General features: G+C 68.4%; 32 protein-coding genes. 5 read left to right on the forward strand and 27 right to left on the reverse strand.

All coding sequences use genetic code 11. The features are described from left to right. Positions 1-118: 118 nt before the first annotated feature. Genes fliQ through ACTHQV_RS09270 form a run of 5 tightly spaced genes read left to right on the forward strand, consistent with a single transcriptional unit; the run spans position 119 to position 5,359 of the window. Entirely contained in the window at positions 119-388 is a 270-nt protein-coding gene (gene fliQ, locus ACTHQV_RS09250) for a flagellar biosynthesis protein FliQ (RefSeq protein ID WP_440489781.1), read from the forward strand. Beyond that, the gene (locus tag ACTHQV_RS09255) at positions 388-1,143 is read left to right on the forward strand and encodes a flagellar biosynthetic protein FliR (RefSeq protein ID WP_440489782.1); all 756 of its coding nucleotides are present in this window, start codon (positions 388-390) and stop codon (positions 1,141-1,143) included. Before fliQ ends, ACTHQV_RS09255 begins: the two co-directional genes overlap by 1 nt. Further along, positions 1,143-2,207: an EscU/YscU/HrcU family type III secretion system export apparatus switch protein gene (locus tag ACTHQV_RS09260; protein WP_440489784.1), complete on the forward strand. Its 1,065-nt coding sequence runs from the start codon at positions 1,143-1,145 to the stop codon at positions 2,205-2,207. The genes ACTHQV_RS09255 and ACTHQV_RS09260 overlap by 1 nt, the downstream gene beginning before the upstream one ends. Positions 2,208-2,213: 6 nt before the next feature. Next, positions 2,214-4,259: a flagellar biosynthesis protein FlhA gene (locus tag ACTHQV_RS09265; protein ID WP_440489786.1), complete on the forward strand. Its 2,046-nt coding sequence runs from the start codon at positions 2,214-2,216 to the stop codon at positions 4,257-4,259. Continuing rightward, complete coding sequence (locus ACTHQV_RS09270; RefSeq protein WP_440489788.1) at positions 4,259-5,359, forward strand: tetratricopeptide repeat protein; 1,101 nt, start codon at positions 4,259-4,261, stop codon at positions 5,357-5,359. The genes ACTHQV_RS09265 and ACTHQV_RS09270 overlap by 1 nt, the downstream gene beginning before the upstream one ends. Positions 5,360-5,362: 3 nt before the next feature. Here ACTHQV_RS09270 and ACTHQV_RS09275 read toward each other — a convergent pair whose 3' ends face one another. The 27 genes from ACTHQV_RS09275 to ACTHQV_RS09405 all read right to left on the reverse strand — a co-directional run bounded on the left by ACTHQV_RS09275 (position 5,363) and on the right by ACTHQV_RS09405 (position 25,817). Then, positions 5,363-7,102, reverse strand: a complete 1,740-nt coding sequence (locus ACTHQV_RS09275) for a hypothetical protein (RefSeq protein WP_440489789.1) — start codon at positions 7,100-7,102, stop codon at positions 5,363-5,365. A gap of 198 nt (positions 7,103-7,300) precedes the next feature. Then, the gene (locus ACTHQV_RS09280; protein WP_440489791.1) at positions 7,301-7,645 is read right to left on the reverse strand and encodes a hypothetical protein; all 345 of its coding nucleotides are present in this window, start codon (positions 7,643-7,645) and stop codon (positions 7,301-7,303) included. Further along, positions 7,642-8,184, reverse strand: a complete 543-nt coding sequence (locus ACTHQV_RS09285; RefSeq protein WP_440489793.1) for a tetratricopeptide repeat protein — start codon at positions 8,182-8,184, stop codon at positions 7,642-7,644. Before ACTHQV_RS09285 ends, ACTHQV_RS09280 begins: the two co-directional genes overlap by 4 nt. Before the next feature lie 4 nt (positions 8,185-8,188). After that, entirely contained in the window at positions 8,189-8,920 is a 732-nt protein-coding gene (locus tag ACTHQV_RS09290; protein ID WP_440489795.1) for a sigma-70 family RNA polymerase sigma factor, read from the reverse strand. Beyond that, entirely contained in the window at positions 8,917-9,570 is a 654-nt protein-coding gene (gene fliP / locus ACTHQV_RS09295) for a flagellar type III secretion system pore protein FliP (protein WP_440489797.1), read from the reverse strand. Before fliP ends, ACTHQV_RS09290 begins: the two co-directional genes overlap by 4 nt. Then, positions 9,513-9,878, reverse strand: a complete 366-nt coding sequence (locus ACTHQV_RS09300) for a hypothetical protein (protein ID WP_440489799.1) — start codon at positions 9,876-9,878, stop codon at positions 9,513-9,515. The genes fliP and ACTHQV_RS09300 overlap by 58 nt, the downstream gene beginning before the upstream one ends. Continuing rightward, positions 9,866-10,129: a FliM/FliN family flagellar motor switch protein gene (locus tag ACTHQV_RS09305; RefSeq protein WP_440489800.1), complete on the reverse strand. Its 264-nt coding sequence runs from the start codon at positions 10,127-10,129 to the stop codon at positions 9,866-9,868. Before ACTHQV_RS09305 ends, ACTHQV_RS09300 begins: the two co-directional genes overlap by 13 nt. Before the next feature lie 8 nt (positions 10,130-10,137). After that, complete coding sequence (locus tag ACTHQV_RS09310) at positions 10,138-10,836, reverse strand: FliM/FliN family flagellar motor switch protein (protein ID WP_440489802.1); 699 nt, start codon at positions 10,834-10,836, stop codon at positions 10,138-10,140. Between the two features lie 5 nt (positions 10,837-10,841). Then, a complete protein-coding gene (locus tag ACTHQV_RS09315; RefSeq protein WP_440489804.1) occupies positions 10,842-12,008 on the reverse strand; it encodes a flagellar hook protein FlgE in 1,167 nt (388 codons plus the stop codon). Next, a complete protein-coding gene (locus ACTHQV_RS09320) occupies positions 12,008-12,442 on the reverse strand; it encodes a flagellar hook assembly protein FlgD (RefSeq protein WP_440489806.1) in 435 nt (144 codons plus the stop codon). Before ACTHQV_RS09320 ends, ACTHQV_RS09315 begins: the two co-directional genes overlap by 1 nt. Then, the gene (locus ACTHQV_RS09325; RefSeq protein ID WP_440489808.1) at positions 12,442-13,134 is read right to left on the reverse strand and encodes a hypothetical protein; all 693 of its coding nucleotides are present in this window, start codon (positions 13,132-13,134) and stop codon (positions 12,442-12,444) included. The genes ACTHQV_RS09320 and ACTHQV_RS09325 overlap by 1 nt, the downstream gene beginning before the upstream one ends. After that, a complete protein-coding gene (locus tag ACTHQV_RS09330) occupies positions 13,131-13,574 on the reverse strand; it encodes a hypothetical protein (RefSeq protein WP_440489809.1) in 444 nt (147 codons plus the stop codon). The genes ACTHQV_RS09325 and ACTHQV_RS09330 overlap by 4 nt, the downstream gene beginning before the upstream one ends. After that, positions 13,567-14,862 (reverse strand): FliI/YscN family ATPase, encoded by a 1,296-nt coding sequence (locus tag ACTHQV_RS09335; RefSeq protein WP_440489810.1) that lies wholly within the window; start codon positions 14,860-14,862, stop codon positions 13,567-13,569. Before ACTHQV_RS09335 ends, ACTHQV_RS09330 begins: the two co-directional genes overlap by 8 nt. Then, complete coding sequence (locus ACTHQV_RS09340) at positions 14,859-15,473, reverse strand: hypothetical protein (protein ID WP_440489811.1); 615 nt, start codon at positions 15,471-15,473, stop codon at positions 14,859-14,861. The genes ACTHQV_RS09335 and ACTHQV_RS09340 overlap by 4 nt, the downstream gene beginning before the upstream one ends. Before the next feature lies 1 nt (position 15,474). Further along, positions 15,475-15,765: a hypothetical protein gene (locus ACTHQV_RS09345; RefSeq protein WP_056454483.1), complete on the reverse strand. Its 291-nt coding sequence runs from the start codon at positions 15,763-15,765 to the stop codon at positions 15,475-15,477. Beyond that, positions 15,752-16,939, reverse strand: a complete 1,188-nt coding sequence (fliF, locus tag ACTHQV_RS09350) for a flagellar basal-body MS-ring/collar protein FliF (protein ID WP_440489813.1) — start codon at positions 16,937-16,939, stop codon at positions 15,752-15,754. Before fliF ends, ACTHQV_RS09345 begins: the two co-directional genes overlap by 14 nt. Then, the gene (locus ACTHQV_RS09355) at positions 16,936-17,241 is read right to left on the reverse strand and encodes a flagellar hook-basal body complex protein FliE (RefSeq protein ID WP_440489814.1); all 306 of its coding nucleotides are present in this window, start codon (positions 17,239-17,241) and stop codon (positions 16,936-16,938) included. Before ACTHQV_RS09355 ends, fliF begins: the two co-directional genes overlap by 4 nt. Beyond that, on the reverse strand, positions 17,238-17,624 hold the full coding sequence (locus ACTHQV_RS09360) for a flagellar basal body rod protein FlgC (protein ID WP_440489815.1): 387 nt from the start codon (positions 17,622-17,624) through the stop codon (positions 17,238-17,240). The genes ACTHQV_RS09355 and ACTHQV_RS09360 overlap by 4 nt, the downstream gene beginning before the upstream one ends. Continuing rightward, on the reverse strand, positions 17,624-17,968 hold the full coding sequence (locus ACTHQV_RS09365; RefSeq protein WP_440489816.1) for a flagellar basal body protein: 345 nt from the start codon (positions 17,966-17,968) through the stop codon (positions 17,624-17,626). Before ACTHQV_RS09365 ends, ACTHQV_RS09360 begins: the two co-directional genes overlap by 1 nt. A 10-nt stretch (positions 17,969-17,978) precedes the next feature. Further along, positions 17,979-19,100, reverse strand: coding sequence for a flagellar basal body P-ring protein FlgI (gene flgI, locus ACTHQV_RS09370; RefSeq protein WP_440489817.1), 1,122 nt, complete (start codon positions 19,098-19,100; stop codon positions 17,979-17,981). Continuing rightward, positions 19,100-20,044 (reverse strand): flagellar basal body L-ring protein FlgH, encoded by a 945-nt coding sequence (locus ACTHQV_RS09375; protein WP_440489818.1) that lies wholly within the window; start codon positions 20,042-20,044, stop codon positions 19,100-19,102. The genes flgI and ACTHQV_RS09375 overlap by 1 nt, the downstream gene beginning before the upstream one ends. A gap of 22 nt (positions 20,045-20,066) precedes the next feature. Then, positions 20,067-20,840, reverse strand: a complete 774-nt coding sequence (locus tag ACTHQV_RS09380) for a flagellar hook-basal body protein (RefSeq protein WP_440489819.1) — start codon at positions 20,838-20,840, stop codon at positions 20,067-20,069. Next, positions 20,837-21,484: a flagellar hook-basal body protein gene (locus tag ACTHQV_RS09385; RefSeq protein ID WP_440489820.1), complete on the reverse strand. Its 648-nt coding sequence runs from the start codon at positions 21,482-21,484 to the stop codon at positions 20,837-20,839. The genes ACTHQV_RS09380 and ACTHQV_RS09385 overlap by 4 nt, the downstream gene beginning before the upstream one ends. Before the next feature lie 327 nt (positions 21,485-21,811). Then, a complete protein-coding gene (locus ACTHQV_RS09390) occupies positions 21,812-22,162 on the reverse strand; it encodes a hypothetical protein (protein WP_440489821.1) in 351 nt (116 codons plus the stop codon). 80 nt (positions 22,163-22,242) lie between these two features. Further along, complete coding sequence (locus tag ACTHQV_RS09395; protein WP_440489822.1) at positions 22,243-23,544, reverse strand: amidohydrolase family protein; 1,302 nt, start codon at positions 23,542-23,544, stop codon at positions 22,243-22,245. After that, a complete protein-coding gene (locus ACTHQV_RS09400; RefSeq protein WP_440489948.1) occupies positions 23,541-24,944 on the reverse strand; it encodes an amidohydrolase in 1,404 nt (467 codons plus the stop codon). The genes ACTHQV_RS09395 and ACTHQV_RS09400 overlap by 4 nt, the downstream gene beginning before the upstream one ends. Positions 24,945-24,986: 42 nt before the next feature. After that, entirely contained in the window at positions 24,987-25,817 is an 831-nt protein-coding gene (locus ACTHQV_RS09405; protein WP_440489823.1) for a hypothetical protein, read from the reverse strand. Between the last annotated feature and the right edge of the window lie 4 nt (positions 25,818-25,821).

Here is a 25,821-nt window from a genome sequence, read left to right on the forward strand (position 1 = left end):
TCCTTGTCGGGGAGGTTTTTCGTTCGTTTAGGACTAAGTTCGACGGGCGTGATCGGGCGCGGCACGGTAGAGGGACGGCAGGGGCGGAGCCGGGGCTTCGCAGGCAGCGGGATGATCGATGGAAGCCGACCGGGCGCTCAATCTGCTCGACGACATGCTGTGGCAGTCGCTGATGGTCGCCGCGCCGATCCTGATCGCGACGCTGGCGATCGGCATCGTCATCAGCGTGTTCCAGGTCGCGACCCAGATTCAGGAAGCGACGCTTAGCTATGTGCCGAAACTGCTGGTGGCGGCGGGACTGCTGATCCTGCTCGGACCCTGGATGATGACGCGGATGACCGATTTCGCGCGCGGTCTGTACCTCGCCATCCCGGCGCTGGTGCACTAATGGAGCCGCTGGTTTCGCAGGCGGTGGCGACGTTGCTGTTGTCGCTGCGCATCGTGCCGACGCTCGCGTTCGCGCAGCCGTTCACGCTGATCCGCATTCCCGCGATTGTCCGCGTCGGCCTTGCCATCGCGCTGGCCGCATGGCTCGTCGCGGGCAATCCGGCGGCGACTTGGGCCGCGCCGCCGCCGGCCGGCGGCTGGGTCGCGCTGGCGGCCGGTGAGCTGCTGCTCGGCACCGCGCTCGCGCTGGCATTGCAGCTGGCGTTCGCGGCGTTGCTAGTGGCGGGGCGGACGATCGATATCCAGGCGGGCTATGGCCTTGCCGTGCTGGTCGATCCGGCGACGCGCGCGCAGTTGCCGCTGGTCGGCACGATCCTGGCCTATGCCGGCGGCGCGATCTTCTTCGCGACCGAGGGGCCAGCACGGCTGTTGGCGATCTGGGCCACGTCATTGGAACGCGCGCCGATGGGCAGCGCGCTGACCGCGACCGATCCGCAGGTGCTGATCGGCTATGTGTCGGGCGTCTTCCTGATCGCGCTGGGGCTGGCCGGGCTGTTGCTGGTCGTGCTCCTAGTGCTCGACCTCGCCATCGCGTTCATGTCGCGCACCCTGCCGCAGATGAACGTGTTGCTGCTGGGGTTTCAGGTGAAGACGCTGGCGACGATGATCGTGCTGCCGATCGCACTCGCGCTGTCGGGGTCGCTGTTCGTCACCATCCTGTCGAGTGCGTTCGATACCATGGCGCGGATCGGCTGATGGCCGAACAGGATCAGAATCGCGGCGAGGCGCCGACCCCGTTCAAGCTGCAAAAGGCGCGTGAGAAGGGCAATGTCGCGCGCAGCATGGAACTGGGCTTCCTCGCCAGCCTGCTGACGATCGCCGCCTATGTGCTGATCGCCGGACCCGCGCTGATGGCGACTTTGGCGCAGGCGATGCGCATGGCGCTGGCGGGCGGCTTTGCGGCGGCGAGCGAGCCGGGCGGTGCGGCGGAGTTGCTCGGCACGCTCGGTCGCCGCGCGATCGCGCCGGTCGCGTTGCTGGGGGGCACGATGGCGGGGATCGTCATCCTGCTCGAACTGATTCAGTTGCGCGGCTTCCTGCTGACCTTTCACCCGCTCAAACCCGACTGGAGCCGGCTCAACCCGGCCAAGGGCATCAAGCGGTTGTTCTCGCTTCTCATGCTCAAACAGACGCTTAAGAGCATCCTGAAATTCGCGCTCTACGCCGCGGCGACCTGGATGGTGGTCCGCTGGGCGGTGACGCATCTGGCCGAGAACGCGACCGACGGCGAACGGCTGGTCGCGACGATGCAGGCCGCCGGGCTGCGGCTGGTGTTCGCGTTCCTGATCGTCGCGGTCGCCATCGCCATCCTCGACCAGATTCTCGCCCGCGGCGAATTCACCCGCCAGATGCGGATGAGCCGTCGCGAAGTCACCCGCGAGGCGCGCGAACGCGAGGGCGAGCCGCGTCAGAAGCAGCGCCGCAAGGAGCTGCACCGCGAAATGGCGGCGCAGGGCAAGGGCAGCCTCGACGATGCCGACCTGCTGGTCGTGAACCCCGAACATTTCGCGGTCGCGCTGCGCTATGACGACGCGGCGATGATCGCGCCCGAAGTCGCCGCGAAGGGCCGCAATCTCCAAGCGCTGCGTCTGCGCGAGGACGCGGTGCAGCGCGGCGTGCCGATCATTGCCGACCCGCCGCTCGCCCGTGCGCTGTTCCGCGCCTGTACGGTTGGCAGCGCCATTCCGCCCGACCGCTATGCGGCGGTCGCCGACCTCTATATCGACCTTCGCCGCGCCCGCGCGGTTCCACTGGATTGATCCGCCATGTCGACCGGCATCCTGCCGTGCCTTTCCGCGCTTCCCGCCGCCAATCGCGATCTGGCGCTCGTCGCCGCGACGATCGGCATCCTCGTCATCCTGTTTGCCCCGATCCCGCCGGCGCTGCTCGACCTCGCGATCATCGCCAATTTCGGGCTCGCGCTGACGATCATGCTGCTGACCTTCTATGTCGGCAAGCCGGTCGAATTCTCGACCTTTCCCTCACTGTTGCTGGTGGCGACGCTGTACCGGCTGTCGCTGAACGTCGCCGCCACGCGCCTGATCCTGACCGGCGGCGATGCCGGGGCGGTGATCGGATCGATCGGTGCGTTTGCGGTGCGGGGCAATTTCGTCGTCGGGCTGGTCGTGTTCGCGATCCTCGTCGTCGTGCAATATGTCGTCATCACCAGCGGCGCGCAGCGCGTGTCCGAAGTCGCCGCGCGATTCACGCTGGATTCGATGCCGGGTCAGCAGATGAGCATCGACGCCGACCTGAACATGGGACTGATCGACCGCGACGAAGCGGTCGCGCGGCGAAAGGGATTGGAAAAGGAAGCATCCTTCTACGGCGCGATGGATGGCGCGTCCAAATTCGTAAAGGGCGACGCGATCGCCGGGATCATCATCCTGCTCATCAACATCATCGCCGGCTGGATCGTCGGCGTGACGCAGATGGGCATGGAATGGGGCGAGGCGCTCGGCCACTTCACCCTCCTGACGATCGGCGACGGCATCGCAACGCAGCTGCCGGCGCTCATCATCTCGATCGCGACCGGCATCATCGTCACCCGCTCCGCCTCCGACCGCGAATTGTCGACCGAGGTGTTCCGTCAGCTGGGGTCGGTGCCGCGCATCCCGCTGATCGTCGCCGCCGTGCTCGGCGCGCTGTTGTTGCTGCCGGGCATGCCGAAATGGCCGATCGTCGTGATCGGCACCATCGCCTTCGTCGCATGGCGACGCATCCGCAAGTCGGCGGCGGACGCTCCGGCGGAACCGGTCGACGAAGAAGTCGCGGCGGAATCGACCGCCGCGCCGCCGCTCGAAATCCGGCTGGGCGAGGCGCTGTCGGGCGCCTGGGCCGGCGAAGGCGCGCTGGTCATGGACCGCATCGCGGGGCTGCGCCGGGTCCATGAGGAACAGTTCGGCCTGCCCTTCCCCGCCGTGCGGCTGGAGGACGGGGCCGGCCTCGGCAGCCACGGCTATGAAATACGCCTGTTCGGCGCCCGCTATGGCGCCAGCGAGATCCACCCCGATCGGGTGCTGGCCGCGGCCGGACAGGGGCAGAAACCGGCGATCGACGGCATCGCCACCACCGACCCCGCCTTTGGCTTGCCGGCGTGGTGGATCGCGCCCGAACAAGCCGATGCCGCCAAGGCCGCCGGCTGCACGATCATCGATCCGCTGACCGTGCTGGCCACCCATTTCGGCGAGATCGTGCGCGGCGAAGTCGGCACGCTGCTGACCCGCGCCACCGTCGTCGGCCTGCTCGACGGCGTCCGGCGGCGGCAGCCGGGGCTGGTCGAGGAACTGGTACCGCAGACGCTGTCGGTATCCGACGTGCAGCGCGTGTTGCAGGCATTGCTGGCCGAGGGTGTGTCGATTGCCAATCTCGACCTGATCGTCGAGCATCTGACCGACCTGGCCCGCACGCAGAAGGACCCGATCGAACTGACCGAGCTGATCCGCCAGCGGATGAGCTACGCGATCTGCCACCAGTTGCGCGGCCGCCATGCCGATCTGGCGGTGCTGAGCCTCGATCCCCGCCTCGAAAACCAGCTGGCCGCCAGCATCGGTGCGGCGAGCGGCGGCGGATCGATGGCGGTCGAGCCGCGCCTCGCCGAACAGCTTATCCGCCGGCTGATGCCGCTGACCGAGGCGATGTTCCAGCAGGGTCGCGCGCCGGTGTTGCTGTGCGGGTCGGAACTGCGCCGCCATCTGAAGGCGTTGACCAGGCGCAGCCTGCCGACGCTGTCGGTCCTGTCGGTCGCCGAAATTCCGATGCGGATCACGCTCAAATCCTTCGATATCGTCCGGTTGGACCAGGGGACATGATGACCGATTACGACCAGCTTGCCGGCTTCCTTGCCGTCGATCCCGCCAATGTCGCGCTGCTGACCGACACCGCGCACGCCGCGATCGCCGCCGGTCGTCCGGCCGAGGCGCGGGCGTTGATCGAACGACTGCGCGAGATCGAGGGGCCATCGCCGGCGATCGATCATCTGACCGGGCTGGCGGCGATGGCAGCGCAGGATTGGACGGAGGCCACCGCCGCGTTCCGCGCGCTGACCGAGGCGGGGGTCGATGCCCCCGGCGTCCGCTACAATCTGGCGCGATCGCTGACGATGCAAGGCGAGGCCGACGAAGCGCTGGCGTTGCTCGACGACGAGCTCGCGGCGCATTTGCCGCAGGCGGCGCAGTTGCTGATCGCCCTGCTCCACGATCGCGGCGAGATGGACCGTGCCGAGACGGTCGCCCGCGCGGCATTCGACCGCTTTCCCGACCATGCCGGCGTCAATGCCGCCATCTCGACGCTGGCGATCGATCTCGAAGACCTTGCCCTCGCCCGTGCCGCTGCCGATCGCGCCGGAGATCATCCGGAGGGATTGGTGACGCAGGCGACGCTGGCGATGGAGGCGGCCGATCCGGCGGCGGGGCCGCTGTTCGACCGGGTGCTGGCAGTGCAGTCGGACAATCCGCGCGCGCGGGTCGGGCGCGGGCTGCTGGCGCTGTCGGCACAGGATGCCGCCGCCGCGACCGCCGATCTCGATCGCGGGGCGGAGGGGTTCGGTTCGCATCTGGGATCGTGGATCGCCGCCGGCTGGGCGCATCTGCTTGCCGGCGACGCGGCGACGGCGCGGCTGCGGTTCGAGCGGGCGCTGGCGATCGACGACACGTTCGCCGAGGCGCATGGATCGCTGGCGGTGCTCGACCTGCTCGCCGGCGACCTCGACGCCGCGCGGCGACGCACGGCGGTGGCGCTGCGGCTCGACCGCGAAAGCTTCGCCGGCGGGCTGGCAGCGGCGATGCTGGCGGCGGGCGACGGCGACGCCGCCAAGGCCGAGCGGATCGTGACGCTGGCGCTGTCCACCCCGCTCGACGATAGCGGCACCACCATCGCGCAGGCGCTGGCCCGGATGGGTGCGCGGGGGTAGCGGCTATCCCGCCTTGGGCAGCAGCGCCGCCGCGACCGGTTGCTCGGGCGTGTCGAACGCGCCCCTGGCAACCGGCAGCAGCGTATCGCGCGCGTCCTCGCGAAGATCGCGCGCGATCAGTTCCTTGCCCAGCGACAGCCGCGACGTCGGCGCGGCCGGCGCCGACTGGACCACCTTGTACAGCCCACCGACCGCGGCATCGGTCGCCCGGTCCCCGGCCAGTTCAAAGCTGTCATAATAAGCGATCAGCGGCAGGACCCCCTCGGGGTCGAGCCGATTGGCCTTGACCAGATAGCCGCGCGCCTCGGCCAGTTTCGCGGGCCGTTCGGCGACAGGCGCGCGTGCCGCCAACCGGGTCAACGCGCTGCCCTTCCACACCAGAGCGCGGGTATCGGTCGGGGCCTGCGCCAGCGCCCGGTCGGCGGCGGCGAGGCATTGCTCGGGCTGGTCGGCGCGGCATTCGGCCTCCGCCAGCAGCAACTGGTTCTCGATCAGGTCGGGAAAGCGCGTCGCATTGCTACGCAGGCGGTCGAGCCATGCCGTCCGCCGGGCAAGTGCCGCGGCACGATCGGGACCGGCATCGGGCACCTCGATCCGCGCCCCGAGTTCAAGGCGACCGCGGATCAATCCTGCTTCGGCTCGGGTCAAGCGGCGGATGCTGGGTTCGGGGGCCCGTTCGGCGGGGAAGCTCAGTCGGTCATACGGCGCCTTGCTGCCCCGAAACAACGTGACTGCCCGCTGCAAGGCGCGCGGGTCACCAAAAGCGGCGGCGGCGCGCTTCGGATCGACCCCGGCCGCAATATCCGCGAGATATTTCTCTAGCTTCGGTTTCCACGTATCGGAAAAGTAGAAGAAATGGACCAGCCGCCATGCGTGGAACGGCGTCCATGCCTTGCCCTCGCCCGACAGATAGCGGCCGTTCAGCACATCCTTGACTGGATAATCGCCATAGCGGTCGAGGACCTTGAAATAGCCTTCGGGGCGTTGGCCGTAGTCGACGAAATCCTTGTCGGCGACCAATGGCGCGAACAGTTCGCCGAACCCCTGCACGAACCAGCGAGGGTAGGCCGCCGGAAAGTAGGTCATCAGATAGTTTTGCGCGAAGCCGGCATAGAGGCGGGATTGGGCCGACTGGCAGACGGCGATTTCGTTTTTCCGTATTTGCGCGGCAAAGTCTTCTGCGGTCAATTCACCGCTCGGGCCGGCTACAAGAAAATTATCGACCAACGGGCCATCATTTTCGGTACAATTTCGTCTCGTCGGCCGACCATCGGAGGGTTGTAGGATAAGGTTGACCCCTTCCTCGGTCGTCGCAAGTACCGATCCATCCTTGCGCGGGTCGTAGTAGATCGATTTGGTGAATGCGGCCGGGAACGGCCCATACTGCCAGCGCCGGTCGGTCAGCCGCAGTTGCTCGAACTCGCCGACATCACCGATCATCGTCACTGCAATCTTGATCGTATCATCAGGCTTATCGACGCGGTCGAACAGAGCTGACAACAGGAAGTGCAGCTTTTCCAGATTATGCGCCGTCTCACGCAATTCCTTCTCGCCGCCCTGGCTGAACACGACGACATGCGGCGTTTCCGCCATGCGCCAATCGCTCAACTCGACCTTGTTTGCGCGAGTGCGGGCACCGGTGACCGTGATCGTCTGATCCCCATTCTTGACCGGGCCGGTAAGCTGGGCCTGCGCCGGCAGACTAATCGCAAGGGTCAGGACGCAAACCAGGGATCGCAACATGGCTCGGGGCTCCGCCTTCGACAGCTTTGATCGACATCAAACACTGCGCCATCGATCAAAGCAAGTGGAGCCCGCAAATATTCATCGGCAACGCTAACGAATAGAACCGATCACTATCCCTCGGATGACTGTTCAAATAAAATGTCGCTCAAAATCTATTGTGGCATCGCACAATAGAACGAAAGCGGACATTCTTCGTCAGCTACTTAACCCTCCCCGCATTGCCGCCGCGGCGCGGTCGATCAACGCAACACCCCCCGGCATCTCGCCCACGATCCGCAGTACCTCGTCGAGCACCGCCGCGAACGCCGCATCGTTGGCGACCGCTTCGCCCAGTTCCTCGGTCAACAGCCCGTGCACCACCGCGCGACGGCGTTCGTCGTCGCCGAGCGCATCGAACCCCGCCATCGCCCGCAACCGGTCGACCGGGCGCGGATCGCCGCTCCGTGCCGTCCGACCCGCCTTGTCCGCCCGTTCGCGCGACAGGCGCGCCAGCTTCGCGCGCAACAGCAACAGGACATGGTCGGTACCGGCAACCTTCAATGCAGACTGCCCCGCCCCCACTGCCCCAACAGGAACGAGGTCGGAGATGCCTCCTCGGTCTCGACCGCCGGGTCGAGCAATGGCCGGCACTGATCGATGATGAGCAGCATGTCGTGGTTGAGCGGCGGCGCCTCGTCATTCGCGGCGATCCCGCTTTCCAGCGCGGCGATCGTGTCGGCGAAACGATCGTGGATCAGGTGGATCAGCCCGGTCACGAACTGCCGCAGATAATGGTCGTCCGGCAGCGTCGACAACGGTTCCCACGTCGCCTGCGCCCGTGCCGGCTCGCCGGAGGTCAGCTCGAAAAAGCCGAGCTGGAACCGCGCCAGCGCAAAGTCCGGGGCCAGCGTTACCGCGCGCGACAGCGATGCATGCGCCTCGATCGGGCGAGCGCTGCCGGCCAGCAGCGACCCGCGAAAGAAATGCAGGCGCGCATCGTCCGGATGCGCCGCGATCAGCCGCTCTGCCATCGGCAGCGCGTCGTTCGGGGAAGCTTCCGCCACCGCCAGCAACTGGCGGATGTCATCGTCGTCGCACATGATCCTATCTCCGATATCCGTGCAGCCGCCGCCGCAACCGGCCGAGTGCTGCGGCATGCAGTTGCGACACCCGCCCTTTCGACAGGTTCAGCAGGTCTGCGATCTGGGCGAAACTGACGCCCGCCTCATAATGCTGGCGGATAATCATCGCCTCACGCTCGGGCAATGCGGCGATGCCGCCGGCCAGCACCGCATGAAGTTCGCGCCATTCGAGGCTCTGATACGCATTGGGACGCGGATCGATGCCGTCGGCGCCGACCACCAGCGCGCTTTCCTCCAGCATCAACCCGATGGCAAGGCCCGACACCAACGCCGCCAGCGCCGCGACCGGGTCCTCCTCCTCACCATGGCACAGCGATCGCGCACGGTCGGTCTCCGCCCGGCGGCGCTGCGACCAGGTCGCGTCGCTCTCGCTCATCCGGGCCGATCCGTCGGCAATGCTGCCGACGATCCGCCGCCGTGCATAGGCGCCGAACGGGATGCCGCGCAGCGGATCGTAGCGGTCGATCGCCTGCAACAGCCCTTCGTACGCGAAATGCTCCATGTCGCCCAAGTCCGCGCCATGTTTCGGGCGACGGCCATGCTGGCGCCGGGCGATGGCGCGGGCGAGCAGGCGGTAGCGGGTGAAGATCTGTTCGCGACACCTTTTCTCGTTCTCGAAGCGCAGCCGCCGCCACAGCGACGCCTCGACGCGCGGCGGCACCAGCAACAGGTCGAAACCAACGCGCCGCATCATCGGAAACTACCGAGCACCCCTTGCAGCACCAGTCCCCAGCCGTCGATCAGCACGAACATCAATATCTTGATCGGCAGCGCGATCGTCGCGGGCGGCACCATCATCATGCCCAGCGCCAGCAGGATGCTGGCCACCACCAGGTCGATCAGCAGGAACGGCAGCAGGATGACGAAGCCGATGGTGAACGACACGCGCAGCTCGTTGAGGATGAAGGCGGGGGCGAGCTTCAGCGTTTCGACGTCCTCGGCCCGGCGTGGCAGCGGCGTACGGCTGATCGCGTAGATCGATTCCAGATCGGCATCGCGCGTCTGCGCCAGCATGAACCGGCGGAGCGGCGCGGCGCCGGCACTCATCGCCGCCTCCACCCCGATCCGCCCGGCGAGCAGCGGTTGCAGCGCATCGGCGTTGATCCGCGTCGCGGTCGGCGCCATGGTGAACGCGGTCAGAATCATCGACAGCGCGACCAGCACCGGCGTCGGCGGCGTTTCGGGCATGCCGAACGCGTGGCGCACCATCGACAGCACGATGACGGTGCGCACGAAACTGGTCATGCTGATGACCACCGCCGGGATCACCGCCAGCAGCGTCAGGATCAGCGCGGTGCGCACGACGTCGTTGCCGATCGCGCCGCCGGCCAGCATCTCGTCCATGCCGCCGGCCCCTCGCGCAGCACCTGCTGCCCGGTGGCGGACGACAGGATCACATATTCCTGCCCGTCGCAGCGCAGCAGGCACAGATCGGCATGCGGGCTGATCCGCCGGCTCTCGATCACCGCGATCCGCCGTTCCGCCCGACTGGGCAGCGCCAGCCGCCCGCCGCCACGCTTGATGAGCAGCGCCGCCAGTCCGGCCAGTGTGAGACAGACCAGCAGCGCGACGACGATTCGCGTCAGCGATATGTCGAGCGCCGCACCACCGCCGAGCCGCGCAGGCGCGGCCGCCAGGATCATTCCGGCCACGCCGCGATCTCCGTCAGCCGCACGCCGAACCTGTCGTCGACCGCGACCAGCTCGCCACGCGCGACGATCGCTTCGCCCAGCCGCAATTCGACCGGACGGTTCAGCGCCGCTTCCAACGGAACGACGGCGCCGGGTTTGAGCGCAGTCAGCACGCCTACGGTCATCTTCGCCTGCCCCAGATGGGCGTCGAGTTCGACCGCGACGCTGTCGATCAACGTCGTGCTGACGCGCGCGGCTTTGGTTTCGGACATGGACATACTCACGCAGCGACATCGACGATTTGCAGCGACGGGATCGGCTCGGCCGGCACGATCCGCACCCGCCCGCGCGGCGAGGGCCGCCCGTCGAGTTCGATCGGCACTGGGTCGCTTAGTGCCCGGTCGAGCACGACGACGTCGCCGACCTCCAGCGCGCGCAGGTCGGCCAGCCGCATCGCCGCCCGTCCCACCGCCGCGCCGACCGCGACCGGGATCGCCGCCAACGCCGGTGCCCCCGACCCCAGCCGCGGCAACGCCACTGCCGGCAATACCCGCCGCACCAGCGCCGCGAACAGCGCATCGGACAGGCCGAACGCCAGCCCGTCGCCGAGCGTCGCGACCCAGTCCGCTCCAGCCGCGGCAACGAACCCGTCATCGCCGCCGGCGACGGCGATCAGTCGGGCGCGCAGGTCGAGCAGGCACGGTTCGGCCACGGCTTCCAGCACGGCCCGGTCGACACCGTCACGCGCCTCCGCCGACACCCCGACGATCCGCGCCCCGATCCGCAGCGCCGTATCGGGCGCGGTGCCGATCGCCAGCCCGGCCACATTGCATCGCCAGCCCGATCCGCCACCCCGCCGCAACCGGGGCGCCTGCGCCGCGGCACCCACGAACCACTGCACCTCCCACGCCGCCACGACGCCCGCGAACAGCGCGTCGAGCGCCGCGGGCGGCTGCGTATCGGCGGGCAGCCACGCCACCGCGCTCATCCCTGCCCCCGAATGCCGAAGAGCTGCTGGATCATGTCGTTCGACACGCTGACGATCTGCGACGAAGCCTGAAAGCCGCGCTGGATCAGGATCAGGTCGCCGAATTGCTGCGACAGGTCGACGTTCGATGCCTCGAGCCGTTTCGAGCGCACCTGCCCCACGCGCGGATCGTCGCTGGCGAGCAGCATCGACTGGCCCGGCTCACGCTCGGCGAACAGCCCGTCGCGCTGTTCCAGCCGGGTCGGATCGCGGAAATCGGCCAGCGCGATCGCGCCGCCATCGTGCCGTTGCCCGTTCGAATAGGTCAGTTGCAGCTTGCCCGCGCCATCGGCGGCGATGCCGGTGATCGTGCCCGCCGCATAGCCATCGACCTTCGCCGCGCGCAGCGTCGACACTTCGCCCCCCGAAAACGACGTGACGCCGCTCGAAAAGTCGAACTGCACCGTCAGCCCCGATGCGGCATCGGTGAAGTCGAGCTTCGCCGTCGCCGGATCGACGATGCCGGCGTTGAACTTGAGCATCTGCGTGCCGACAGTAGCGCCCTTGTCGTCGGTGACCGCCACCGTCCACCCGTCGGCACTCTTGGCAAAACCGGCCTTCCACACATGCGCAGCGCCACTCGCGTCGAACACGCGGATGTCGCTGACGGTATAGCTGGTCGCGGTCGACGACAGATTGTCGGCAAAGGTCACGGCGGTCGTCGCCTTGGGCGCGCTGGTCCGGCGCGCATCGACCGACAGGCTGACCGCGCGTCCGTTGGCATCCAGCGTCGCCAGCCGGTAATTCGTCCCGCTCAGCACGATGAACCCGGCCGGATCGACCTCGAAACTGCCGGTCCGCGCGTACAGCGTCCGATCGCCGTCGAGCAGCACGAGAAAGCCATTGCCATCGACCGACAGGTCGAGATCGCGGTCGGTGCTGCGCAACTCGCCCTGTTTGAAGTTCAGCGTACCGTCATCGACCTCGACGCCATAGCCGTCGCTGCCGCCCTGTCCGGTTAGCGACATGCCGCCGCGATCGGGCGTCGCGTACAGATTGTGGAAGCTGACCGTCGACCCCTTGAACCCGGTCGTGTTCAGGTTCGACACGTTGTTGCTGACCTGCTGCAACCCCTTCGAATAGGCGTTGAGGCCGCTCAGGCCGATATAGATCGCGCCGAACATCAATTCTTCTCCCGGATCTGGACGATATTGCCGATGGCGAGCCCGGCGATGGTGCGTTTGTCGTCGGTTTCGATGGTGATGCTGGGCGCCCCGCCCGACAGCGCGATGGCGGTGACCATGCCCGACAGCGTTGCCGCACCAGCGGCGATATCGACCCGCTTGCCGAGCAGTCCGGTCGCCTGATTGGTCGCCTGCATCGCCGTCAGCGCCTGCAACCGCTCGTTCGCGGTCTGCCCCTGCTGGACCTGCGAGAATTGCGCGAGCTGCGAGACGAACTGAAAATTGTCCATCGGCTTCAACGGATCCTGATACGTCAGCTGCGTCAGGATGATCTTCAGCAGCGCATCGAAGCCGAGGCCGAAGGCACTGGTCGCGGTCTGGGCGGCGCTCGTCTCGCTAGCGGGCGTGACGGACGAAACGGGGGCGGTCTGCATCAGCGGGCTTCCTGTCGGGTGCCGGACGTGGCGGTGATGATGATGTGCGCGGGTGTGTAACCATGCGCGGCAAGCAGCGCGGCGACCTCGTCAGCCAGCGCGGCACGGTCGCGTTCGTCGAGGCCGGCGACCTGCGCCACGACCTCGATCCCGTGCGCGACCGCCTGCACCGCGACCGCCACGAAAGATCCGGTCGGAAGCGGACGCTGACGGATCGGCGGCCGCGGCTGAACCGGCCCGGCGGGGGTCGAACAGGACGATGGCCCGCGCGGTGCAGTCATGGGCGCAGTCGTTGGCGTGGACGCGATCAGCTGCGAGACGGCCGGTTTCGGGAAACCGGGCGACATGGGCGGCACAACCGGCGCTGCCGCTTTGGCAATGCGGGCCGATGAAGCAACGGACGCGGCTGTTCCCTCGACCGGAGCCGCGACCGAAACCTCGCCAGCCGGCTCCACCGGCGCCACCGGCTGCATAACTGCAACCCCCGCCGCCACCGGCATCGCGACCGACGTGCCGAAGAACCCGTCCAGATTGAACCGCTCGGCCTGCACCTCGACTTTCGCCGGCGACGCCGGGTCGGCCACCAGCAGGTCGGCAAAGCGCAGCGTCGGCGCCGCGACAACGGGCACGCCCGCGACCATCGGCGTCTCGCCGCTCGATCCGGTCGGCAGATCGGTCAACGGCGGGATCATCGCTGCATCCACTTCAGCGCCGCGCGATCGGCGATCGCCATCAGCACGCGTTCGTCGGCATGGCGTCGCGCTTGACGGAGAGCGACGTCAGCCTGCATCGCGACCGCCTCGGCGCGCGCCTGTTCCCGCCGCGTCGTCGCCGCCGCCGCTTCGACCGCCTGCGCTGCAGTTCTCTGCGCATCCGTTGCCGCCATCTGTGCTTCGGCTCGGGCTGTCAGCACGCGGGCATACGCACCGCGCAGCGCCGGATCGAACCGCTCGACCACCTGCCGCTGCCATGCATCCGCCGCCTCGACCAACGCGGTATCGGCCTCCGCCAATTCCCGCGCGGCATCACGCTCGGCCAGCACCGTCCGGCGATGCTCGGCCTGTGCCCGGTCGGCCCGCAATGCCGCGATCGTCCGCAGCGCTTGCCACGCGCGTCCCATCCGATCAGCCATGCCGTTTCCCCGGCGCTAGCCTGGACAGATGCCGCAGCGTTTCGGCAAAGGGCACGGCCACCCCCTGCTCCTGCCGCAGAAACGCGTTGATCCCGTCGCGCGCGGCGATTGCCGCATCGATCGCGGGGTTCGCGCCTGCCTGATACAGCCCGCTGTCGACCATCACCCGCGCTTCGTCATAGGTGGCGAGGTGCGCCGTCACCGCCCGGGCCGCCTGCGCATGGTCGGGCTTCATCAGCCGCGCTGCCTGTCGGCTGATGCTGCGGATCGGATCGATCGCCGGGAAATGCCCGCGATCCGCCAGCGTCCGCGACAACAGGATATGTCCGTCGAGCAACGCCTTCATCGTCTCGACGATCGGGTCGTCGATCTCGTCGGTTTCGCTGAGCACGGTCAGGATCGCGGTGATCGCGCCACCACCCCGCACCGCGCCGCACCGTTCGACGATGCGCGGCAGGGCGGCAAAGACATTGGGCGTATAGGCCCGCACCGTCGGCGGCTCGCCGGCCGCCAGCCCGATTTCGCGCAGCGCCATCGCCAACCGGGTGATCGAATCGACGACCAGAAGGACATGCTCGCCCCGATCGCGCCAATATTCGGCCAAGCACAAAGCAGTCGACACCGCCCGCGCGCGCATCGCCGCACTCTCGTCCGACGTCGCAGCGACCAGCGTCGCCGCCTCGCCCCGCGACGACAGCGCCTGCCAGAAACCCGACACCTCGCGCCCGCGCTCGCCGACCAGGCAGACGATGCGCCGCGTCGCCGCGGTCTGCGCGACGATCTGTTCGATCAAGCTGGTCTTGCCGACCCCGCTCGCCGCGAACACCCCGATGCGCTGCCCCTGTCCCAGCGTCAGCAGCCCGTCGATCGCGCGCACCCCGGTTTCCAGCAGCGTGGTCGGCGCGATGCGGTCGAGCGGCCCCGGCGCGACCCCGCGCAGGGCGACGCGCGTATCGGGGCGGATCGCGGCACCGCCGTCGATCGGCCGCCCCAGCGCATCGATCGCGCGGCCGCCATAGCCGTCGCCGACCCCGACGCCGTTATGCGGTACCGGCTCGATGCGTGTACCGATCGGTACCGCCATCCCGTCCTCGACGGGCACCAGCACCAGCGAATCGGCATCGACCGCCGCCACCTCGGCCAATTGCCGGCCAACCCGACACAGGTCGCCGACCGTCGCCATCGGTCCGCTCGCCTCGATCCGGCCGGGCATCACCCGCCGCACCTCGCCATAGGGCAAGGCGGGGTCGAGTTCGGCGATCCGGGTCAGGTAAGGATGCACGGTCATGTCCCGGCCATCTCATCCAGCGCCCGCGCGATCGCCGCCCATTGCTGGGGCACGTCGAGATCGATCTGCCCCAGCCGCACGCCGATCCGGCACGCACCCGATGGCAGGTCGGGATCGATCGTCACCTCGCCGTGCCCCGTCAGTGCCGCCGCGTCGGTGAAATCCTTGCCGCTCACCCGCACCGTCAGCCCGGTCCGGTCGCGCAACATCGCCAGCCGGTGATCGAGCGCATCTCCGACCATTGCCGCCATCGCCTCGGGCCGGGCGAACACCCGGTCGAGACAGGCGCGCGCCAGTGCCGCTGCGAGACCATCGAGCGCCTGCAACCGTTCGGACAGACGCTTCGCTTCCGCCGCCAGTCCCTTGGCCAGCAGGTCGACCCGCTCGCGCTCGCTACGTTCGACCGACGCGATTCCGGCCTTGCGCCCTTCCGCCAGACCCTCCTCGCGCGCCTTGGCGATGGCGACCCTGGCCGCCTCCGCCGCCCGGACCGCATCCGCGCGCAATGCCGCGAGTTCGGCGCGCAGACGCTCGGCTTCGTCGATCGCCACCGTCGGCGGCGCAACGAGTGCGCGAACCGAGGTAGCATCGGTCGGTTTGAGCACCGCCATGTCAGCGCCCCCCGATCGCGCCGCGCAACCGGCCGAGCAGCGACGGCCCCGGTCCCGGCAGAACCGGCGTGGCGAACGCTTCCGCCGCCTTGGCCAGCGCTACCCGCCCGGCGGCCGTCATCGCTTCGCCCGGATCGGCCAGCCGCGCCGCGATATCGGCAGCAAACGGCGTCGCCAGCGGCACCGCCTCGACCCGCAGCCGCTCGGCCGGAGTCAGCCGCGCCAGCACCGCGCGCCGATCGGCCGGCGGCAACGCGCGCAACCGTGCGATCGGATCGTCAGCCGGCGACATGCTCGCCCCCCTCCGGCTCGATCCGCCGCCGCAGCAAAGCCGCGAACGCTTCCTGTTCGGCACCCGACAACCGCGTCGCCCGCACCCGACGCAGCGCCACGGCGATCAGGGCAAAGATACCCAATGCCGCCAGCGCCCATGGCCACCATGCCGGCGCCGCCACCGGCTCGCTCGCCTCGATCGGTGGCACATAGGTCGGCACCGTCGGCGCGACCGGTGGCGCGGACATGCCCGTTTGGAACGACAGCATGTCGCCCTGCGCATCGTCCAGACCGACCGCCGGCCGGATCGCCGCCGCCAGTGCCGCCTGCTCGCCCGCATCCAGCGGCTTCGGCGTCACCAGCGCGATGCGCAGCCGGAAATTGCGTGCGTCGTCCGCCTCGCCCGGCGTCCAGTTCGCCGGATCGACGATCGCATCGCCCTGCGCCAGCACCTTGACGCGCAGTTCGTGGCGCAGGCCGGGCCGGATGCCTTCGATCGCGGCGCGGGCACGGGCCTTGTAATAATTCTCGACCGCCGTCGTCGCATCGCCCTCGACCGGCTGCGGTGCGGCATCGGCGCTGACGACCCGGCCGTCGGCGTCGAGCACCACCACCCGTTGGGCGGGCAGGTCGGGCACGGCAGCTGCGACCAGTCGCTGGATCCCGGCCACCTTCGCCGCATCGGGCGCCGCAGCCCCCCGCATCTGCACCGTCACCGCCGCGCTTGGTTCGATCCGGTCGTCGCGGAACAGCGTGCGTTCGGGCAGCGCGAGGTGGACGCGCGCGCTTTCCACGCCGTCCATCAGCGCGATGGTGCGGACCAGTTCCCCCTGCAACGCGCGCTGGTAATTGATCTTCTGGGCGAAGTTGGTCAGGCCCATGTCAGACTTGTTGAACAGTTCGAACCCGACCTCGCCCACATCGGCCCGGACCATCGCCAGCCGCGTCGCATCCGCCTCGCCGCTCGGCACCAGCACCGTGGTGCCCCCGTCGCGCAGTTCATAGGGGGTCCCGCGCTTGTCGAGTTCGGCGACGATCGCCGCCGCCTCCCCCGGCCGGACATGATCGGCCAAGGTTGAATATCCGTCGCGCAAAAACGCCCAATACGCCCCGCCAAGCAGCCCCAGCACGACCACGAACACACCGCCGATCAACAACCATTGCCGGCGCGGCGAAGGGACGGCGTCGCTCATAGCTGCATGTTCATCAGGTCGCGGTACCCTTCGACCAGCCGGGCGCGCACCTGCATCGCCAGTTCGACCGACAGCCGCGCTTCCTCCAGCGCCATCGTCACCTGATGGACGGGGATGCCGTCATCGACCGCGAAGCGCCGCACCAGCGCATCGGCCTGATCGAGCTTCGCATCCAGCCCATGCAGTCCCGACAGCAGCAGCGCGCCGAACCCCTGCACGGGCGGCGGCGCCGCGACCGGCCCCAGTTGCAGCGCGAGCGGCGCGGCGGTCACGCCGGCCAGCGGCGGGATAGCGCCGCTCACGACTGCTTCCCCAGTTCCAGCGCACGCGCGTACAGCTGGTGGGCGATCCCCATCGCGGTCAGGTTCGCCTCATAGGCGCGGGCGGTGCGGATCATCAGTGCCATTTCGCCCGCTTGGTCGATGTCGGGATATTCAACGAACCCCTCGGCATCGGCCTGCGGATGGCCGGGTTCGTGGACGCGGCGCACCCCGTTCGCGACGGGTTGCAGGCCCATCACCCCGACACCCGATCGCACCAGCGACCCGAAGCCCGCCACCGGTCGGGTCAACAGCCGCTGCGCGCGATATCCGGTGGTATTGGCGTTTGCGATATTGGCGGCGATCACCTGCAACCGCTGCCATTCGACGTCGAGGCCGGTACGGCTGATCCTGGCGGCGTCCATCAGCGCCCTCCCGCGATCGCGGCGCGCATCAGCCCCATTTCGCGGCCCAGCACGTCGATCAGCGCGGCGAAACGCAGCGAGGTTTCCGATGCGGTCGCGAGTTCGAGGTCAAGCCGCGCCTCGGTCCCGAACGCAGGCGTCACGCCCCACGACGTTGCCGGCCGGACGCCCGCGACCGCAGCGGCACTGCGCCCGGCGGCGCTGCGCAGAGCTTCCTCGAAATCGACCCGCATCGGGCGATAACCGGGCGAATTGGCATTGGCGATATTCGCCGCGGTCGCCTCGGCCCGGGCGGTCAGCCCGTCGAGCGCCTTGGCGATGACGACCGATGTCAGCGCATCCATTCGAGCTTCCTCACTTTACGATCAGGTCGGCGTGCAAAGCGCCGGCAGCCTTGATGGCCTGCAAAATGCCGATCATCCGCTGGGTATCGACGCGCGCGCGCGACAGGCCCTGCACCAGATCGGCGATGGTGGTGTTGCCGAAGCGGATCGTCGCGTCGCCGCTGCCCTGCCGCACATCCAATTTGGTATTGGTGACGACCAGGCTGCGTACCCCCGCCCCCGCTTCGATGTCGCTCGCGAAGCCGGCATAGAAATCGGGCTGCGACGCGAAATTGTCGGCGACGACCGACACTTTGATATCGCCCTGCGCGATCACGACCGACGACAGCGTCACGTCGCCCCCCGCCACGACGGTGCCGGTGCGTTCGTTGATGACCACGCGCCGCGTCGCGGCCGGTTCGACCCCGACATTCTCCAGAGCCGCCAAAAACCCGGTCAGCCCCGCGGCGCCCCCGCCATAGCGCACCCGCACCTCATCGGCATTGCGCGCCCATGCGATGCCCGCACCGAAGCGCCGCACGATCCCGGCCGCGACGCGCTCGGCAGTCTCGAAACTCGGATCGGACAACAGGAACGACAATTCCCCGCCGGGTTTCAGGATGTTGCTGTCGACCGCCGTCTCGATCGTCGCCCCGCCTTCGAGGATCGCCGAGGTCGGATAGTTGCGCTGCTCGCGGTTCAGATCGCTGTCGAAGCGATGCCCGCCGACCAGCAGCGGCCCCTGCGCCAGCGCATAGGGCTTGCCATCCGGCCCCATGAGCGGCGTCATGACTAGCGTACCCCCGGCCAGACTGCGCGCATCGCCGATGGAGGCGATCGTGGCGTCGATCCGGTCGCCGACATTGGCCGATGGTGGCAACATGCCGGTTACCATCACCACCGCGACGTTGCGGCTGCTGATCTCCGCCTCGGCGACATTGGTGCCGAGGCGATTGAGCACGTTGCGCAGCGCCTGCCGCGTCACCACGCTGCGCCGCGTATCGCCCGATCCCGACAGGCCGACGACCAGCCCGTATCCGACCAGCGCATTCTGCCGCCAGCCGTCGAACCGGCCGAGCGCCTTGATCGGCACCGATTGCGCCCCCGCCGGCGCGGCCAGCAGCAGCAGCGCAAGAAGACACAGGAACCGCATCAGCCGAGCCCCAGCGCGCCGAACAGGCGATTGAGCAGCCCCGGCCGGCTGCCGCGCGATACGAAGCCACGCCCGCCATAATCGATCTCGGCATCGGCGATGCGCGACGACAACACACTGTTGTCCGGTCCGATGTCCGCCACGCGAATGCGTCCGCGCACACCGACCTCGGTCCGCTCGCCATTGATCGCCATACGCTGCCGCCCGGTTACGATCAGGTCGCCATTGGGCAGCACCGCGCTGACCGTCGCGCTCAGCCGCGTGACCAACCGCTCGCTGCGTCGTGCCTCGCCCCGCCCGCTGAACCCGCCGCCCAGCGTCGCACGACCGCCTTCATTGACTGATCCGGCATCGATCGACGCCGACACATCGGTTGCCTTACGCGTCGCATTCTGCGCCGAATTGCTCGCATCGGCGCTTTGATAGACGACGATGGTCAGCGCATCGCCGACCTGCGCCGCGCGCTGATCGGTGGCGAGCGCTCCCCAGCCGCCCGGCCGGTACAGGTCGTCGCCAACGGCCAGCGGCACGGCGAACACCTGTCCCTGCCCATCGCGCACGAACACCGACCGCCCCGACCGGCCGGGTTGCAGCGTCGTCACCGGCCGCTCGATCATGACCGGACCCGCCACCGAGCGCAGCGTCAGTTCGCTACCGCCGGGCAGCACCGGCGCGGGCGTCCACTCGCGGCGCACCGGCGCGGGGGCGAGGAAGGTGATGGCGACGGTGCCGGTCCCGCCGACCTCCACGCCGGTCGCCCGCCGCACCATCGCCGCGACCGTCGCCGCCGGCAACGTCACCTGCCGCCGCCCGGCCGGCAGTCGCAGCACGACCCGCTCACCTGCCGCACCCGCGCCCGGCACCAGATCGGCCAGCGTCACCTCGCGCACGCGCACCTTCGCTTCGGCCACGAGCATCAGCCCGGCCGCCACCGTCATCAGCATTGTCCGTTTCCCCGTGTCCGCGTCAGCGCCGCAGCGTGTTCGCGATCCCCATCATCTGGTCGGCCGCCTGCAATATCTGCGCATTCGCCGCATAGGCGCGCTGGACCAGCATCATGCGCACCATTTCCTCGGTCAGTTGCACGTTCGACCGCTCGACCGCGCCCTGAATCACTTGGCCCGTGCCGTCCTCGCCGGGCACCAGTTCCTCCAGCCGCGTGGCGTCCGCTACCCGGTACAGCCCACCGTCCATCCGGGTCACCTCCGCCGCATCGTTCAGCCGCACCAGCCGGATCTGCCCCAGTTCGACCGACGCCGTGCCATCGGCTCCCTGCGCCCGGACCGCGCCATCGGCGGCGATCGTCAGCGCGGTCACGTCGTCGGGCACGGTGATATTGGCCTTCAGCGCAAAGCCGCCCGCCCCGGTCAGCAAGCCATCGTCGCCGACCAGCAACCGACCGCCGCGCCACAGCACGCTCTGTCCATCCGGTCCCATCAATTCGATGAAGCCCGCGCCGTCGATCGCCACGTCCATCGCCGCCCCGGTCCGCTGCAACTCGCCGGGATCGTTCACCATGAACTGAAGGTCGAGCGCCACCCCGGCCAAGGTCGGTGCCGCCGATTGCAGGTCGGCGGGCAGCAACGTCGCATCAGGCCGGCTGGCAACGACGTCGGCGAAGCGTATCTCCGACCGCTTGAAACCGGCGGTGTTGATGTTCGAGATGTTGTTGGCGATCGCGTCCAGCGCCAGTTGCTGCGTACGCAGCCCGATCGCGCCGATCTGATAGGCGTCGCTCATGCCTTGCCTCCGAAGGTGGCGGCGGCACGGCCGATCAGTTCGTCGTACAGCTGGATCAGCCGCGCGCCGCTTTCCGCCTGCCGCATCGCGACCATCGTCTGGGTCATCTCGTCGCCCAGCGTCACGTTCGACGCTTCGAGCATGCCGGTCCGCACCTCGGCCGCGTCGGTATCGACCATCGCCTGCCCGACGAAGAAACTCTCGCCGACCGCGGTCATGCCCGCGGGGTCGTCACAGCGTTCGATGGCGATGCGCGCCTTGTCGATCGTCGCGCCGTCGAGCACCAGATCGCCGCCGCCCACCTGTTGCAGTACATAGCCCTGCGGCGTGACCAGTGCGCCATCGGCGTCGCGGCGGAACTGTCCCTGCCGCGTGTACAGCGTCTGCTCGCCATCCCGGACGCGGAAATATCCGTCGCCGCTGATCGCCATGTCGAACGGATTGCCGGTCTCGGTCAGCGACGCCTGCGCCGCATCGATCCGCGTTGCCAGCGCAACCTCGCTGCGCGCCGCGACCGTATCGGCAAATCCGACCCGTCGCTTATACCCCGGCGTCGCCACGTTCGCGATATTATGCGCCGCGACATCGAGCCGTGCCTGCGCCATGCGCATCACCGCCGTCGCCGAATCCACCAACCCCGTCATGCCCCAACCCCGCCAACCCCGCGATGCGACGCTGATGCCGCAGTGTTTAGCGAACGAACAGGAGAAGCGAATCCGGTTCGGAGCGGCGTTTCCTCCGAAGCGGATGGGATCGAGGGTTGCGGAAGCAATTGAGCAGGTCAGAAGACGCCGCAAACGTCCGTGCCAGCGAAGGCCGGCATATCCCGGTGACGACGTCGCGGGACGTCGCGCTAGGCCCAAGAGTTGGACCGCGTCACCCCTTCGCGGTTCCGGCGTCGTTCCATTGGAGGAAGCGAATTTTGCGTGACCCCGGATCAGGTCCGGGGGGACGCTATCTCCCGCGCGACCTTACCGCTGCGCCGCCGGCTGCGGTGTGAAGCTGGTCACGTTCGCCATGCCGTTTGCCCCGAACGTGATGACATGCCGCGATCCTTCCTGACATGTCGCGACCCAGCTGCCCGGCTGGTCGCCGCGTTCGGCCGAGGTCACGCCCTGGCACGGCAGGCCGGCATCGCGGATCGCGCGGATGAACACCGCCTCGCGCTGTCCGGGTGCCAGCGCATCGACCTTTGCCGCCATCTCCGACGCTTGCTGCGCATTTGCCATTGCCGCCTGATTGGCGGCCGCCTGCTGCTCGGCGCTCGGCCCGCAGGCCGCCAGCATCAGCGATCCACCCAGCACCACCAGCAACGCACGCATGCTTCCTTCTCCCAAAAACACCGCCGGCGCGGCCGTCATCCGTTTCGGACAATCAACGACCGCGCCGACGGTTCCCGAGGTCAGCGCTGATACGCCTTGGGCAGCCCCTGTTCCTCGGGCACGAGATAGCGGTCGCGCAGCCGCGTCTGGCGGTTGGTCAGCGGCTGTTCGACGCCGTCGATGAACAATTGCGTCGGCACCGATCCGATCTCCAGCGGATCGCCGTCCCAGATTACCACGTCGCCGCGCCGCCCGGCGGCGAGCGTCCCGATCTCGCTTTCCATGCCGATCGCGCGGGCGGGCAGCGAGGTGATCGTCGCGAACGCCGCCCCCCAATCCAGCCCGGCCGCACCCGGAATCTTCGACAGCGCGACCAGATTGCCGGCATATTGCCGCACCAGCCGTGCTTGCCGCGCCTCGTCGTCGCCGATCATGCCGATGCCGACGGTCACGCCCGCCGCCTTCATCCGCCCGATATTGGACTGGGTCGCGGCCAGTTGCTCGAAGCTGGCGGGCAGGTCGGCCAGCGCGCTGGCGAGCACCGGCACCCCCGCCGCCGCGATCTGCTGTGCCACGGTCCAGCCCTCGGCCGCGCCGACCAGCACCGGCTTCAGCCCCGGAAACTCGCGCTTCAGGGCCAGCACGCCCAGAATGTCCGACGCGCGTTCGACATGGATCAGCAGCGGAACCTGTCCGGACAGCACGCCCTGCAACGCCTGTGCATCGGTGCGGGTCAGCAGCGCTTCCTTGCCGCGATTGGCGAAGCTCGCCGGGTTGCGGCCATAGGCCTGTGCCTCGAACAGCGCGTTGCGGAACATCGCCATCGCCGCCGGACGGCTGCCGCCCGCGGCCCGCGCGCCCGCCTCGCCCCATTCCATGAACTGGAAGGCGTGCGGGCGGGTGACCGCATCCATGTCGTTGCCCAGATCGATGACCGCGCCCCGCCCGGCAAAGATCGACCCGCCATTGTCGGGCGCGACCACGGCGCGGGTGACGCCGTCGGTGCGGTTGATCGCGATTGGCGTCGCGCGCGGGTTCAGGCCGGCGGTGACGTCCAGCCCGGCATTGAACACGCTGTCGCGCGCGGAAGCGTCGTTGGTGGGGCCCACGCCATCGACCTCGACGATGCCGAGGCGGGTGAAGCCCGCGACGATGCCCGGCGTGACATAGCGCCCGCCCGCATCGATCGTCTTTCCGCCGGTGGAGGCGCCGCCGCGCCCGGCGGATACGACCCGCCCGCCGCGAATGACGACGGTGCCGCCCTCGACCGGTGCCGATCCGTCACCCAGCACCAGCCGGGCATTGGTGATGGTCACATCCTGCGCAGCGGCGGGAAGAGCGGTGCTGCCGGCAAGCAGTGCGGCAAGGATCAGGCGCTTCACTTCACATCCCCTTCGCCGGGCTGGCCAAGTTCGAAATCGGACACCGGCCGCAGCCGCGGGTTGTTCGCGTCGTAGAGCAGCGCGCCATCGACCCACACCATTTGCGGGCGGGTATAGACGCTGAACGGATCGCCGTTCCACAGCACGACATCGGCCATCTTGCCGGCCTTGAGCGATCCCGTGACCTTGTCGATGCCCAGCGCGCGCGCCGGATTGATGCCGAGCCATGTCCAGGCATGTTCGGGCGTGACCGGCATGCCGGCACGTTTGGCGGAAGCCATGACCTTCGCCACTTCCTGGTTGAGCCGCTGGATACCGTTCGCGTCGTCCGAATGGATCATCGCGCAGGCGCCCTGCTTGTCGAGGATCGGCAGGTTCTCGCCGATCCCGTCATAGCTTTCCATCTTGAAGCCGTACCAGTCGGCCCACACCGCCGAACACACGCCCTGCGCCTTCAGCAGGTCGGCGATCTTGTAGCTCTCGACCGCGTGATGGAACGCGGTGACCTTATACCCCATCTCCTTGGCCATATCCATGACGATGGCCATTTCGTCGGCGCGGTAGCAATGGTTGTGGACGAGGATCTCGCCGTCGAGCACCCCGCGCAGCGTATCCATGGCGAGGTCGCGCGCCGGCGCCTCCCCGCCATCGGCCTCATACTTGTCCCACTTGCGGTCATAGTCCTTCGCGCGCAGCCATGTCGCGCGATCGACCGCGAGGTTGCCCATCCGGGTCGAGGGCATCCGCCCCTTCGACCCATAGACCCGCTTGGGATTCTCACCGCACGCCATCTTCAGGCCATAGGGCGCGCCCGGGAACTTCATCGCCTGCATCGTGCGGCCATAGACGTTCTTGAGCGTCACCGACCGTCCGCCCATCAGGTTGGCCGACCCCGGCAAAATCTGCAGCGTCGTCACCCCGCCATTGGTCAACGCGCGCGAGAAACCGGGGTCCTGCGGCCAGACGCTGTGTTCGGCCCAGACGTCCGCCGTGACCGGCCCGGTCATCTCGTTGCCGTCGCTATGCGCCTCGACGCCGGGGCTGGGATAGTCGCCCAAATGGCTGTGCACGTCGATGATGCCGGGCGTCACCCATTTGCCCTGCCCGTCGATCACCGTCACGCCGTCGGCCGGCGCGATCGACTGTCCGACCTCGACGATCTTGCCGTCGCGGAACAGCACCGATCCGCGATCGATCCGCCCGCCCTCGCCATCATAGATGGTGACGTTGGTCACCAGCGTCGCCCGCCCCGGATAGGCGCGATAGGTCGACGGGTACGGGTCATGGTCATAGCCCTTGCCCGCCCCCGGCCCCTTGCCCCTCGGCGCATCGGCCGAGGCCGACCGAACCTCCTTGTTGTCGCCGGTACAGGCGACCAGCCCGGCGGCGAGCGCCACCATCGTCAATGTTCGGATCACGCCTTACTCCCTTCGTTATATCGTTCAGGCGAACACCGCCTCTAGGTCATGGCTGCCCATGCCCTCCTTCGCGGTGCGCGCCTCTTGATAGACGGCGGCGGTGCCGGTCGTCGTCAGTACGCCGATCAACGTGGCGAACACCGCCTGCACGCCGGCCACCAGCCACAGATTCTGCGCGCCCCCGGCCGCCAGCGCGATCCCCTGCATCAGGCCGCTGGCCATCATCCACAGGACGACCGCGATCAGGATCAGCAGCAACAGCCGCCACCGCATCCCGCGCAGCAAGTCGGCGCTCCGCCCGAAACAGTCGAAGATGCCGCGCCCCTCGCCGACCATCACCGGCAGGACGATGAACCATGTCAGCGCGAGGATGATGCCCGGTACCACGAGCAGGGCGAAGCCGACGACCAGCGCAATGCCGAACAGGATGAGCAGTGCCAGCGCGGGCAGTGTCCGCCGCAATGCCATGCGCAGCGTCGCACCCAATTCGATCGGCCGCCCGGCAAGCGTATCGAGCGCGATCCCCATCATGAACAGCTTCACGAACGGATAGAGGAACAGCCCGATCAGCCAGAGCGGCGCCAGCAAATAGATCAGCCCCTCCATCCGCGACGTGTCGCCCATGCGCTGCACCATGATCGGCAGCGCGAACTGGGCCGGCGCGTTCAGCACCGCGCTGCCCGCCAGCAAGGCGAGCGGGGCGCCACCGATCGCACCGAATGCGTTCGAGATGACCCGTCCGATCCCGAAACTGTACGGCGACCGGCGACCCTCCATCCATGCCCCGCTTAAGGCGATCGCCAGCAACAACAGCGGCACCAGCAGGAACACGAACATGAACGCCGTTGCCAGCATAACC

The sequence above is a fragment of the Sphingomonas sp. SAFR-052 genome (genome assembly GCF_051965015.1).
Lineage (GTDB): Bacteria > Pseudomonadota > Alphaproteobacteria > Sphingomonadales > Sphingomonadaceae > Sphingomonas.